This is a genomic window from Bradyrhizobium retamae (assembly GCF_001440415.1).
Lineage (GTDB): Bacteria > Pseudomonadota > Alphaproteobacteria > Rhizobiales > Xanthobacteraceae > Bradyrhizobium > Bradyrhizobium retamae.
The window spans coordinates 82,262-95,475 of sequence record NZ_LLYA01000157.1 but is presented as its reverse complement, the minus strand read 5'-3'; the positions used below and the strand labels follow the sequence as shown (position 1 = coordinate 95,475).

At 63.4% G+C, this 13,214-nt stretch carries 11 protein-coding genes; 6 read left to right on the top strand and 5 right to left on the bottom strand.

Annotated elements, in window-relative coordinates; genetic code table 11:
• Window positions 1-509: 509 nt before the first annotated feature.
• Complete coding sequence (locus CQ13_RS19710; protein WP_057844495.1) at window positions 510-971, bottom strand: Lrp/AsnC family transcriptional regulator; 462 nt, start codon at window positions 969-971, stop codon at window positions 510-512.
• Window positions 972-1,108: 137 nt separating this feature from the next.
• Here CQ13_RS19710 and CQ13_RS19705 point away from each other — a divergent pair, with 137 nt between their 5' ends.
• From CQ13_RS19705 to bla, 3 genes are all read left to right on the top strand, one after another.
• Window positions 1,109-3,475 carry a transketolase gene (locus CQ13_RS19705; RefSeq protein WP_057844509.1) on the top strand — a complete coding sequence of 789 codons (2,367 nt, stop codon included), beginning with the start codon at window positions 1,109-1,111 and terminating at the stop codon, window positions 3,473-3,475.
• A 190-nt stretch (window positions 3,476-3,665) separates the two neighbouring features.
• Complete coding sequence (locus CQ13_RS19700; RefSeq protein WP_057844494.1) at window positions 3,666-5,096, top strand: aldehyde dehydrogenase family protein; 1,431 nt, start codon at window positions 3,666-3,668, stop codon at window positions 5,094-5,096.
• Between the two features lie 140 nt (window positions 5,097-5,236).
• Complete coding sequence (bla, locus tag CQ13_RS19695; protein ID WP_057844508.1) at window positions 5,237-6,127, top strand: subclass B3 metallo-beta-lactamase; 891 nt, start codon at window positions 5,237-5,239, stop codon at window positions 6,125-6,127.
• Between the two features lie 2 nt (window positions 6,128-6,129).
• Here bla and CQ13_RS19690 read toward each other — a convergent pair whose 3' ends face one another.
• Entirely contained in the window at window positions 6,130-7,098 is a 969-nt protein-coding gene (locus tag CQ13_RS19690; RefSeq protein WP_057844493.1) for an SMP-30/gluconolactonase/LRE family protein, read from the bottom strand.
• A 94-nt stretch (window positions 7,099-7,192) separates the two neighbouring features.
• On the opposite strand from CQ13_RS19690, the gene CQ13_RS19685 reads away from it, so the two are divergent.
• Window positions 7,193-8,017 (top strand): NAD-dependent epimerase/dehydratase family protein, encoded by an 825-nt coding sequence (locus CQ13_RS19685; RefSeq protein ID WP_057844492.1) that lies wholly within the window; start codon window positions 7,193-7,195, stop codon window positions 8,015-8,017.
• Here the strand turns inward: CQ13_RS19685 and CQ13_RS19680 are convergent.
• Together CQ13_RS19680 and CQ13_RS43150 are read right to left on the bottom strand one after the other, a co-directional pair.
• Complete coding sequence (locus CQ13_RS19680) at window positions 8,014-8,703, bottom strand: GntR family transcriptional regulator (RefSeq protein WP_057844491.1); 690 nt, start codon at window positions 8,701-8,703, stop codon at window positions 8,014-8,016. The genes CQ13_RS19685 and CQ13_RS19680 overlap by 4 nt on opposite strands.
• The gene (locus CQ13_RS43150; protein ID WP_156433762.1) at window positions 8,700-8,858 is read right to left on the bottom strand and encodes a hypothetical protein; all 159 of its coding nucleotides are present in this window, start codon (window positions 8,856-8,858) and stop codon (window positions 8,700-8,702) included. Before CQ13_RS43150 ends, CQ13_RS19680 begins: the two co-directional genes overlap by 4 nt.
• A 165-nt stretch (window positions 8,859-9,023) precedes the next feature.
• Here CQ13_RS43150 and CQ13_RS19675 point away from each other — a divergent pair, with 165 nt between their 5' ends.
• On the top strand, window positions 9,024-10,730 hold the full coding sequence (locus CQ13_RS19675; RefSeq protein ID WP_057844507.1) for an IlvD/Edd family dehydratase: 1,707 nt from the start codon (window positions 9,024-9,026) through the stop codon (window positions 10,728-10,730).
• A 92-nt stretch (window positions 10,731-10,822) separates the two neighbouring features.
• Here the strand turns inward: CQ13_RS19675 and CQ13_RS19670 are convergent, their stop codons facing one another.
• Window positions 10,823-11,614 carry an enoyl-CoA hydratase/isomerase family protein gene (locus CQ13_RS19670; protein WP_057844490.1) on the bottom strand — a complete coding sequence of 264 codons (792 nt, stop codon included), beginning with the start codon at window positions 11,612-11,614 and terminating at the stop codon, window positions 10,823-10,825.
• A gap of 271 nt (window positions 11,615-11,885) precedes the next feature.
• Here CQ13_RS19670 and CQ13_RS19665 point away from each other — a divergent pair, with 271 nt between their 5' ends.
• On the top strand, window positions 11,886-13,106 hold the full coding sequence (locus CQ13_RS19665; protein ID WP_057844489.1) for an NAD(P)/FAD-dependent oxidoreductase: 1,221 nt from the start codon (window positions 11,886-11,888) through the stop codon (window positions 13,104-13,106).
• Window positions 13,107-13,214 lie beyond the last annotated feature (108 nt).

Here is a 13,214-nt window from a genome sequence, read left to right as displayed (position 1 = left end):
GGCCATTGCGCAGGGAAGGCCGGGATGCTCCCGCTGTACCTGTATGCTCGTGTGCAGTTTTGTTTGCGCAAATCGCACACGAGACCGCGGGTGCAGCCAGCACCCGGTCTTCCCTGTGCCCTCTGAATGAGAGGGCGGGAAGTTGAGAGCAAAGCTCGGACGCAATGCGCCGCGAGAATGCGAAGCTATATCCACGTCATTGCGAGCGCAGCGAAGCAATCCATTGTGACCTCATACCCGGAAAGATGGATTGCTTCGCTGCGCTCGCAATGACGATTCGGAGACAGCAGTGATTGAACCGATAAGCCGCAGCGTACTGGATCCCCCGCCTTCGCGGGGACGACAGCTTTGTATGTGGCGCATCATACACATTGTCTCCGCACAGAAGGTCTGTTCCCTCGGCGGTGCTTGTGGAGAGAACCCCTCTTCCCAGCCCTCCTCCGCAAGGGGAGGGAGCCCACCGCCCGCGCATCGAGACTATCCGCTCGCAACAAGTATGCTCTGCCGCATCACACCGGCAGCGCGATCGAATACTTCACCTGGCTCAGCGCAAAGCTCGACTCGATGGACGCGATGCCGTCGAGCCGCGTCAGCTTGGTCTTCAGGAACGCTTCATAGGAGGAGAGGTCGGCCGCGACGACGCGCAGGAGGTAATCACGATTGCCGGTCATCAGATAGCACTCCAGCACTTCGTCCCATTTCGAGATCGCTTTGGCAAAGCGGTTGAGGTCTTCCTCCTTCTGCCGCGCCAGCTTGATCGAGATGAAGACGCTGACATGCAAGCCCAACGATTTCTGGTCGACGGTCGCGATGTAGCGGGTGATGACGCCGCGCTCTTCCAGAAGCTTGACGCGGCGATGGCAGGGCGACACGGACAGGCCGACCTTGTCGGCGAGCTCCTGCATGGTCATGCGGCTGTCGGACTGCAGCAGGGCAAGAATCTTGCGGTCGATGGCGTCGAGGGAGGGCATTGGGATGAACTCAGGGGTTTGGAGGCGGATTGTGGGAAACTATCCCAATATCGGGCGGTATGTCGCAGGAAATTGAGAATTTTGGTGGCCCACCGCCCGCTAAAATCGGCGCATACTGAACGCTCCGGAGCATGGCCATGCCGATCGAGCCCGCACGCCTGGAAATGCTGACCGCGCTGGCGCGCAAGGTTTTGTGGCTGTCGTCATGGACCATCCATCACGCCAATCACGTCAGGGCCAATGTCGATGGCTTGAAGGTCGGTGGCCATCAGGCGTCATCGGCCTCGCTCGCCAACATCATGTCGGCGCTGTATTTCTCCGTGCTACGGCCGCAGGACCGCGTCGCGGTGAAGCCGCATGCGAGCCCGGTGTTTCACGCCATCCAGTATCTGTTCGGCCACCAGACCCGCCACAAGCTGGAAAATTTCCGCGGCTTCAAGGGCGCGCAATCCTATCCGTCGCGCACCAAGGATGCCGACGACGTCGATTTCTCTACCGGCTCGGTCGGCCTCGGCGTCGCGCAAACCCTGTTCTCCTCGCTGGTGCAGGATTACGTCACTGCCCACGGCTGGATGAAGGAGCGCCCCGAGGGGCGGATGATTGCGCTCGTCGGTGACGCCGAGATGGACGAGGGCAATATTTTCGAGGCGCTGCTCGAGGGCTGGAAGCATGCGCTGCGCAACACCTGGTGGGTGGTCGATTACAACCGCCAGAGCCTCGATGCGGTCGTCCGTGAAGGGCTGTGGGCGAAGTTCGAGACGATGTTTCGCAATTTCGGCTGGGAGGTCGTGATCGTGAAATATGGCCGCCTGATGCAGGCGGCATTCGCCGAGCCCGGCGGCGAGGCGTTGCGGCGCTGGATCGATAATTGCCCGAACCAGATGTATGCGGCGCTGTGCTTCCAGGGCGGCGCCGCGTTCCGCAAGCACTTGCAGGACGACATCGGCGATCAGGGGCAGGTCTCGCAACTGATCGACCGCCGCAGCGACGACGAATTGCTGGCGCTGATGTCCAATCTCGGCGGACACGACATGGCCAGCATGATCGAGGCGTTTGAATCGATCGATCACGATCGGCCCGTCTGCTTCATCGCCTACACCATCAAGGGCGTCGGCCTGCCGATGCAGGGCCACAAGGACAACCATGCGGGCCTGATGACGATGGCGCAGATGGAGAAGTGGCGCGCCGCGCAGAACATCCGACCCGGCCATGAATGGGACAAGTTCGAAGGCCTGTCGCAGACGCCGGCCGAACTCGAAGCATTTTTGGCGGCAGCGCCCTTCAACCAGGAAGGCCGCCGCCGGCTGACCGCGCCAGTGATCGAGGTGCCCGAGCGGCTTACCTTCAAGCCGTCGGCGCAGATGTCGACGCAGCAGGGTTTTGGGCTGGTGCTCAATGAGCTCGCGCGCGGCGATACCGAATTGGCCGCGCGCATCGTAACCGCATCGCCTGATGTCACCGTCTCGACCAATCTCGGCGCCTGGGTCAACCGCCGCGGACTGTTCGCCAAAGCCGAAAACCACGACCTGTTCCGGCAGGAGAAGATCCCGTCCGCCTACACCTGGGAGTTTTCGCCGAAGGGGCAGCACCTCGAACTCGGCATCGCCGAGATGAACCTGTTCATCATGCTGTCGGCGCTCGGGCTGTCGCATCAGATCAACGGCGAGCGGCTGCTGCCGGTCGGCACGTTGTACGATCCCTTTATCGAGCGCGGCCTCGATGCGCTGAACTACGCCTGTTACCAGGACGCGCGCTTCATGGTGGTGGCGACGCCATCCGGCATCACGCTGGCGCCGGAAGGCGGCGCGCATCAGTCGATCGCCACGCCCTTGATCGGCATGGCGCAGGACGGGCTGGCTTCGTTCGAGCCGGCGTTCGTCGATGAACTTGCCGTGATCATGGGGTGGGGCTTTCGCCACATGCAGCGCGAAGACGGCGAGGGCGGTTCGGTCTATCTGCGGCTGTCGACCCGCACGGTCGACCAGCCGCAGCGCATCATGACGCCGGCTCTGCAGAGCGATATCACCGCGGGCGCTTACTGGCTGCGTGAGCCAGGCGCCAATTGCGATATCGTGATCGCCTATACCGGCGCGGTCGCGCCCGAGGCGATCGAGGCGGTGGGCTTGATCGGCGAAAGCCACCGCGATGTCGGTTTACTGGCGGTAACCTCCGCGGACCGGCTGCATGCCGGTTGGTCCGCCGCGCGGAACTTGCGCCGTGACCGCCGTGGCATCCAGCATCTCAGCCATATCGAAAAGCTACTGGCGCCGCTGTCGCGCGATTGCGGCCTCGTCTCCGTGATCGACGGCCACCCGGCCGCGCTCGGCTGGCTCGGCAGCGTCCGCGGCCAGCGCACTGAAGCGCTCGGCGTCGAGCAGTTCGGCCAGACCGGCACGATTGGCGACCTCTACCGCCACTACGGCATCGACGCCAACGCCATCATCGACGCCGCCGAAAGCCTCACCGTAGGTGCGCCGGTGCGGCATCGGAAGATGGCGGTGTGATTTCCCCTCCAGGGGAGGGTAAACAGCAGTGCTCACCTTGCCACCTTCGCCGCCCTGTCCTTATATCCAGCGCCTGCCGCATTGCGGCACCCCGCATATGGCGGGTTCAACTGCCCTGGCTTTCGTGCAAGGATGCCTGCCGAACGCTTCCGTTCCTCCCTCCATTGCTCCGAGATTAAAGAGGTTTCCGATGGTCAATCGCATGCAATTCTACATCGATGGCGGCTGGGTCGATCCTGTCGTCAAGAAGTCCACGCCCGTCGTCAATCCGGCGACCGAAGAAGCGATGTATGAAGTTGCGCTCGGCTCCAAGGCCGACCTCGACAAGGCCGTTGCCGCCGCCAAGCGCGCCTTCGTGACCTATTCGCAGACCAGCCGCGAAGAGCGCATCGCGCTGTTGGAAAAGATCATCGAGATCTACAAGGGCCGCATGAAGGAGATCGGCGCCGCCGTGTCCGACGAGATGGGCGCGCCGCTGCCGATGGCCGAACGCCTGCAGGCCGGCGCCGGCCTCGGCCACATCGCCTCCACGCTCGAGGTGCTGAAGAACTATCATTTCGAGGAGACGCTCGGTTCGGCCGTGGTCGTGCGCGAGCCGGTCGGCGTCGTCGGCATGATCACGCCGTGGAACTGGCCCTTGAATCAGATCGCCTGCAAGGTCGCGCCCGCGCTCGCCGCCGGCTGCACCATGATCCTGAAACCGTCGGAGTTCACGCCGACCTCGGCCCTGATCTTCGCCGAAATCCTCCATGAAGCGGGCGTGCCGAAGGGCGTGTTCAACCTGCTCAACGGCCTTGGCCCCGAAGTCGGCGCCGCGATGGCCGAGCATCCGGACATCGACATGATCTCGTTCACGGGCTCGACCCGAGCCGGCGTCGACGTTGCCAAGCGCGCTGCGCCCACCGTGAAGCGCGTCAGCCAGGAATTGGGTGGCAAGTCGCCGAACGTCATCCTCGAAGGCGCCGACCTCACCAAGGCCGTCACCGGCGGCGTGATGCACATGTTCAACAACTCCGGGCAGTCGTGCAACGCGCCATCGCGGATGATCGTGCCACTGTCGAAGATGAAGGAAGTCGCCGCCATCGCCAAGGGTGTCGCCGACAAGACCAAGGCAGGGGACCCGCGCGCCGAAGGCACCACCATCGGCCCCGTCGTCAATCGCGGCCAGTGGGACAAGATCCAGGCACTGATCCAGAAGGGCATCGACGAAGGCGCAACGCTGGTGGCCGGCGGTCCCGGTCTCCCCGAGGGCGTCAACAAGGGCTTCTATGTCCGCCCGACCATCTTCGCCGACGTCACCAACGAGATGACGATTGCGCGCGAGGAAATCTTCGGACCCGTGCTGACGATCATCGGCGCCAAGGATGAAGCCGATGCGGTGCGCATCGCCAACGACACGCCGTATGGTCTCGCCGGTTACGTCTCCGGCGACACGGTAGAAAGCGCGCGCCGCGTGGCCCGCCAGATCCGCGCCGGCAACGTCAACCTGCAGGGCGTGCCGAACGACCGCACCGCGCCGTTCGGCGGCTATAAGCAGTCCGGCAACGGCCGCGAGTGGGGCAAGTACGGCCTCGAAGAATATCTCGAGGTGAAGGCGGTCGCCGGCTACAACGCGGCGTAATTAATGCGGCGCTCGCGCCGATCGTGAAGATGCCGGCTGCGGAACCGCGGCCGGCATTTTTTTGACCAGAATCATCGTCAGCCTGAAGCCAACGTCAATGCGCGCCGATACAGCGACGAAGAAAAGTGTGGAGGATGCCCGTGAAGAAAATTGCCGTTGCGCTCGTCGCGCTGATGCCGCTGACTGCCGCCGCGGAGGCGCAGACGCCGAAGGACCTGATCGCGGCCCTCAAGGTAAAGTGGAACACGCCGACCGAGCCGTTCAAGATGATCGGCAACGTCTACTATGTCGGAACCGATGGCCTCGCGTCCTATCTGATCACATCGCCGCAGGGCCATATCCTGGTCGATACGGTAATGCCGGAATCAACGGAGCAGATCAAAGCGAACATCGAGAAACTCGGATTCAAGATCACCGACGTCAAATATCTGCTCAATACCCACGCGCACATCGATCACACCGGCGGCCTCGCCGAAATGAAGCAGGCCAGCGGCGGCCAGATGGTCGCCGGCGAAGCCGACAAGCCGCTGCTCGAAGGCGGCTACTATCCGGGCGCGCAAGAAGATACCGCACTGGCGTTCCCGCCCGTGAAGGTCGATCGCACGGTTCGCGAAGGCGACAGGGTCACCGTGGGTGACATCACGTTGACCGCCCGCGAAACGCCCGGCCATTCGCCGGGCTGCACGAGCTGGGCATTCTCGGTAAAGGAAGGCGATGCCACGCGTTCGGTCCTCATCTTCTGCAGCGGCACGGTGGCGCTGAACCGCCTCGCCGGCAACCCGACCTATTCCGGAATCGTTACCGATTACCGGAAGACGTTCGCGCGGGCAAAGGACATCAAGCCGGATGTGCTGCTCGCGCCGCATCCGGAAATGTACAAGATGGCGGAGAAGCGCGCCAAGCTGGCTGATGGCGGGCCCAATCCGTTCGTCAATCCCGGCGAGTTCAATACCTATGCGGCGACGCTGGAGAAGGCGTTTGAAGACGCGCTTGCCAAGCAAACCGGCGCCGCGCACGAAAAGAAGGGGTAAACCTATCCGCCCGGCGCGCCCTGCGTGTTCACATAGAGCGCGTAGATCGACTGGCTTGCGGCCATGAACAGTCGGTTGCGTTTCAAGCCGCCGAAGCAGAGGTTGGCGCAGCGCTCGGGCAGCGCAATGCGGCCGATCATGACGCCGTCGGGCGCGAACACCACGACGCCGTCGAGTTCGGGATCGCCCATGCCCCAGCCGCACCACAGATTGCCGTCGATGTCTATTCGAAAACCGTCCGGCGTGCCTGGTCCCGCATCGACAAACACGCGCTTGTTGGACAGCTCGTCGCCGGAAGGCGAGACGTCATAGGCGAGGATCTTGCGGTTGGGTACGCCGCGGGACTCGATGATATAGAGGATTTTTTCATCCGGCGAGAAAGCGAGCCCGTTCGGTCCCAGCACGCCCTCGGCGACGATGGTGGCTTTGCCGGTCGCAGTATCCAGCCGATAGACATTGGCGTCGATCTCGGGTTCGGCCTTGTAGCCCTCGTAATTGCCGAGCAGGCCGAACACCGGATCGGTGAACCAGATCGAGCCGTCGGACTTCACGACGACATCATTCGGAGAGTTCAGCCGCTTGCCGTCGAAGGAATCGATCAGCACCGTGATCGAACCGTCATATTCGGTGCGCGTCACCCGTCGCCCGCCGTGCTCGCAGGTGACCAGGCGTCCCTGCCGGTCGCGGGTGTTGCCGTTGGCGAAATTCGACGGCTTGCGGAAGATGCTGACCGTGCCGGTCTCCTCCTCCCACTTGATGATGCGCTGGTTCGGAATGTCGCTGCACAACAGATACCGCCCGTCGCCGAACCACACCGGCCCTTCGGCCCAGCGCAACCCTGTGGTCAGCCGCTCCACCGCCGACAGCTTGAGCCAATACTTCTCAAAGCGCGGATCGAGCGCGCGGATGGCCGGATCGGGATAAGAGGTGGCCGGGCGCCAGCCGGCTGAATGCGATGCTGCATCGGACATTTGCTGTTCTCGTTGGTGCGTTCCCAGAGCGTTTGGGTTAGCTATCATTACCTGCTAATGACCGCAAATCGATCGCGAGATTAAGAGGAAACAAATGCCACGCATATTGATGACCGGCGCGGCCGGCGGGATCGGCACATCCTTGCGCAAGCTGTTGCCGCCGATCTATCCGGACCTGTTGCTGAGCGACTTGAAGCCGCCGGCCGATCTCGGCAAGGACGAGAAGTTCAAGGCGGCCGATCTCGCCGACATGGCGCAGGTCGAGGCGATCTGCGAAGGCATCGACGGCATCCTGCATTTCGGCGGCTACTCGGTGGAAGGTCCGTGGGATTCGATCCTGCAGTCCAACATCATCGGCGGCTACAATCTGTTCGAAGCGGCGCGGAAAAAAGGCGTCAAGCGCGTGGTGTTCGCCTCGTCGAACCATGCGGTCGGCTTCTATCCGCGCCATCACCGCATCGGCACCGACGTCACCGCACGGCCCGACAGCCGCTACGGCGTCAGCAAGGTGTTCGGCGAGGCGGTTGGCGCGCTCTATGCCGACAAGCACGGGCTTGGCGTCACCTGTATCCGGATCGGCAATTTCGGCGAGAAGCCGCTGGATCACCGTAGGCTGTCAATCTGGCTGAAGCCGGAGGACCTGGTGCAGCTCTGCCGCATCGGGCTCGATCATCCCGACGTTCACTTCGAAATCTTCTACGGCGCCTCCTACAACGAGCGCGCCTGGTGGGACAACCATCGCGCCTACGAACTCGGCTATCGGCCGACCGGCCGGGCTGAGGATTTCCGCGAGCACGCGATGGCCGAGCAGGCCAAGCTGAAGCCGGATCCGGTCGGCGATTACTACCAGGGCGGCACGTTCTGCAGCATGGAGTTCGACGGCGACGAGAGCCGCATCGTGGACTGGAGCAAGCGCTAGCGCTTGCTCTCATCGGCGATGCGCCCGAGATAATCCGACTTGCTGAACTGCATATGATCGACGCAGAGCTGCGCCAGCGCCCAGCTATCGCGGCCCTTCAACAGCTCGATCATCAATTCGTGTTGGCGGCGCGACAGCGCCAACCCTTCCCGGTCGGCTAGATTCTTGGCGCGCATCGGCAGCGTCAGGTTCATGTAATCCTGCAGCGAGCGCACCAGATACGGGTTGCCGCAGGCGGAGAACAGCGCGACGTGGAACGCGTCGTTGGTCTCGTGAATGCCGCGCAAATCCTGCGCGTCGGCCCTGGCGCAGTATTGCCGCTGCAGCTCGTTCAACTGCTCGATCAGGCTGGCCGGGGCGGGCAGCGCAATCATCAGCGCCGCCTGCCGCGTCAGCATTTCCCGGACCTCGTAGATCTGGCGCACCTCCTCGGCAGAATAGAACCGCACGGTGGCACCGATGTTTTTTTCGCGCAGCACGATGCCTTGGCGTTCGAGTTGGAATAGCGCCTGACGGACGAAATGCCGGCTGGCGCCGTAGCGCTGCATCAGCGTGTCCTCGACCAGCCGCGAGCCCGGCGCGAAGCGGCCGAAGATGACGTCCTCTTCCAGCCGGCGGATGACTTCCGCCTGTTCCTCCTCGCGCGTCGGCGCGGAAATTTCGGTCAGTGATGCCTGCGGCTTCATCGCAAGGCCTCCCGGCCCGACAGCCGGTAGTAATCGCTGAAGTGATCAGCGATCGCCACGACGGGGGCCTGATCTGATATGCTCGCCCAGGCGATGAGACGATGGCGGCTCACCATGCCGGCGCCGACGATGGCAATGCGCAACGGTTGGTTCATGAGCGCGTTTCCAGGTTGGACGGAAAGTCAGCACGCAAGCACATTATTGTCAATAATACCGCAGCATGTTGGGCGGTGTGCCCGCTCATGGCGCCAAATGATTGAACATTGACAATAATCTGCCGGGCTCCTTAAGTGCCCATCCACGACGACAGGAAGAAAAAAATGGCCGACGGACTTCGCAAGGGACTGACGAGTTATGGCGATGCTGGCTTCTCGCTATTCCTGCGCAAGGCCTTCATCAAGGCCATGGGCTACTCGGATGATGCGCTGAACAGGCCGATCGTCGGCATCACCAATACCTACAGCGACTACAATCCCTGTCACGGCAACGTTCCGCAAATCATCGAAGCGGTGAAGCGCGGCGTGATGTTGTCGGGTGCGATGCCGATGGTGTTCCCGACGATTTCGATTGCCGAGAGCTTTGCCTATCCGACCTCGATGTACCTGCGCAATCTGATGGCGATGGATACCGAGGAGATGATCCGCGCGCAGCCGATGGACGCCGTGGTCGTGATCGGGGGATGCGACAAGACGTTGCCGGCGCAGATCATGGCCGCAGTCTCAGCCGATCTGCCGACCGTCGTCATTCCGGTGGGCCCGATGGTGGTCGGGCATCACCGGGGCGAGGTGCTCGGCGCCTGTACCGATTGCCGCCGGCTCTGGGCAAAATATCGCGCGGGCGAAATTGATGAGAACGAGATCGAAGCCGTCAACGGCCGGCTTGCGCCGTCGGTCGGCACCTGCATGGTGATGGGCACCGCCAGCACCATGGCGTGCATCACCGAGGCACTCGGGTTATCGCTGCCGATGAGCGCGACGATCCCGGCGCCGCATGCCGAACGTTTTCGTTCGGCGGAGGCCAGCGGCAGGGTCGCTGCCGAAATGGCGAAAGCCAAGGGACCGAGGCCGAGCGAGATTCTGACGCCGGCATCGTTCCGCAACGCGCAGGTCGTGATGCAGGCGATTGGCGGCTCGACCAATGGCCTGATCCATCTCACCGCGATCGCCCATCGCTCGCCGCACAAGATCGACCTCGAGACATTCGACAGGCTCGGCCGTGAGGTGCCGGTGCTCGTCGATCTAAAACCGTCGGGCGAGCATTACATGGAGCATTTCCATCACGCCGGCGGCGTGCCGAAGTTGATGGCGCAACTTGGCGATCTCATCGATCTCGACGCCAAGACCATCACTGGCCAGACACTGCGCGACGTTGTCGCTGGCGCGGAAGATGTGCCAGGACAGGACGCCATCCGTCCGCGCGACAATCCAATCAAGGCCGAAGGCGCAATGGCGGTGCTGCATGGCAACCTCGCGCCGCGTGGTGCCGTCATCAAGCAATCGGCGGCGAGCCCAAAACTGCTGCAGCACACCGGGCGCGCCGTGGTATTCGAATCGGTCGAAGACATGACGCTGCGGGTCGACGATCCGGATCTCGACGTCAACGCTGACGACGTGCTGGTTCTGCGCAACGCCGGCCCCAAAGGCGCGCCAGGCATGCCGGAAGCGGGCTATCTGCCGATCCCGAAGAAGCTTGCGCGTGGCGGCACCAAGGACATGGTGCGGATATCGGACGCGCGGATGAGCGGAACGGCGTTCGGCACCATCGTGCTGCACATCACGCCGGAGTCGGCCGTGGGCGGGCCGCTGGCGCTGGTGAAGAATGGCGACATGATCCGGCTCGACGTCTCCAAGCGTAGCATCGACCTGCTCGTCGACGAGGCGGAGCTGGAAAAGCGGCGCGCGGCGCTGGCACCGGCCGTGACGCCCGATTGGGCCAAGCGCGGCTACGCGCATCTGTTCAACGAGACGATCCTGCAGGCCGACGAGGGCTGCGATTTCAACTTCATGCGCGGGCAGGGCGGGGAATAGCTGTCCACGCACATCTGCCCGAACTAGCGTCGTCCCTGCGAACGCATGCGTCGCAGGGACGACGAAGGACTAGCAAAGCGTCGCCGAAGATCTCATTTGGACTTGCTGGTGAACTTCTTCACCGCAACGCGAAATTCTTCCGTTTGCATGGCGTTGATGATCTTCGCCTCCTCGGCATCGAGCTGCTGCTTCGTCGGCGTAACCGCGGCCTGATAGACCAGCGACTTGGTGCCGCTGATCGCCGCTGGCGGGTTCTGTGCCAGCCGCTCGGCGAATTTGCGCGTTTCAGCCTTCAACTCTGCCGCCGGAACGACGCGGGCGACCAGGCCCCACTCATAGGCCTGCTGCGCGGTAAAACTGTCTTCGGCCAGAAAGATCTGCAGGGCGCGGCGGGTGCCGACGGTGCCGACCATGCCGACCGTGCTGCCGCCATCCGGCGAGACGCCGATCTTGGCATAGGCTGGCGTGAAACGGGCGTCATCGGCTGCGATGCAGAGGTCGGTGATGAATGCCAAGCCCATGCCAGCGCCGGCGGCGGAGCCGTGGACGCTCGACAGCACGATCTTGGGCATCCGCCGCACTGCTTCGATGAAGGCGTGGTAGTGCTTCAGCAACTCCCCGACCACGGGCGCGATCGTGTCGTTGGCGGCGGCGGCGCCGATGGTCTGCAGGTCGCCGCCGGCCGAGAAGGCGCGGCCTTCGCCCTCGATCACCAGCACCCTTACGTCGTCATTGCCCTCGACCTCCGCGCCGAGTTGCTCGAGCTTTTGCGCGATCGACAGATTGATCGAGTTGAAGGCCGCGGGTCGATTGAGCGTGATCGTGGCGATCGGGCCCTCGATCCTGAGCAGGGCAGGGGCGGCTGTATCATCGGAAGTCGACATGGCGAGGCCTCGGGGGCGCGGCGTATGGGCCGGACATTTAAATAGAGAAGGCAAAAGGTGACAATCCCCGGCCAGGCCCGCAAAATGCGGCAAACGCCGCCCTCAGGGCCGCCGAGCCCTTGCGTCTCGTCGTTCCATGAGGTCAGATAGCGCCCGTCATCGTTCGGGACGGACACGAGCGCCGCTCCCAGGGGACGAGGCAGGCAAGCCAAAATCACTGGAGAGGAAACGACATGGGTCATTCCCGTGCGCTCGAACGTAGGATGTCCCTATGACGGCAGGAGCGGTTGTCATCATCGGCGCCGGCCACGCCGGCTATCAGCTTGCGGCCTCGCTGCGCCAGCACGGCTTTTCGGAACGCATCGTGTTGTTGAACGATGAAGGCCATCTGCCCTACCAGCGGCCGCCGCTATCAAAAGCCTACCTGAAAGGAACCGGTGGGCCCGACAGCCTGATGTTCCGGCCGGAAAAATTCTATTTCGACCAGAAGATCGACCTGATCTCCGATCGCGCGGTGTCCATCGATCGCGCCGCCCGCAAGGTGGTGCTCGCCTCCGGCGCTTCGCTCGATTACGGCCATCTGGTGCTGGCGACCGGCGCGCGCAACCGCCTGCTCGACATTCCCAACGCCAATCTCCACAGCGTGCGTTACTTGCGCACGCTCGACGAAAGCCAGTCGCTGCGCGACTACATCACCGAAGGCCAGCGCGTCGTCGTGATCGGCGCCGGATTTATCGGGCTGGAGTTCGCGGCGACGGCGCGGGCCAAGGGCCTCGAAGTCGACGTCGTCGAACTCGGCCCGCGCGTGATGGCGCGCGCGGTGACGGCGGAGATATCGGAGTTCTTCCAGGCGCGGCATAGCGCAGCAGGCATTCGTATTCATCTGGGCGTGCAGGTCACCAGCATCGAGAGCGACGGCCACAAGGTCACCGGCGTCAGCCTCAGCGACGGCCGGCACATGAAAGCCGACCTGATCGTGGTCGGCGTTGGCGTGTTGCCGAATGTGGAACTGGCGGCGGACGCCGGCCTGCCGGTCGCGTCGGGCATCATCGTCGATGAGCACCTGCTGACCGCCGATCCCAATATCTCGGCGATCGGCGACTGCGCGCTGTTTGCGAGCCCGCGTTTCGGCGGCTCACTGCGGCTGGAGTCGGTGCAGAACGCCACCGACCACGCGCGCTGCGTTGCGGCCCGGCTGACCGGCGATGCCAAGCCGTATGACGGCCTGCCCTGGTTCTGGAGCGATCAGGGGCCCGACAAGCTCCAGATTGCGGGACTAACCACCGGCTACGACCGCGTGGTGGTGCGCGGCGATCAAGCCCAGGCGGCATTCTCGGCTTTTTGCTACAGGGGCGGGCAACTCGTCGGCATCGAGTCCGTCAATCGCGCGGGCGATCACATGTTCGGACGGCGCCTGCTTGCCGCCTATGGCTCGATCTCGCCCGAGCAGGCCGCCGACGCGAGCTTCGACCTGAAGGGTGCGCTGACTTGAAGCCAGTAAGCGAGAGCGGCTATGTAGCTTCATAGGGCGGGCAAACAAAGCGAAGCGTGCCCACCGCTCTTGCGGAGTGCGCAATGGTGGGCACGGCGCAAATGCGCC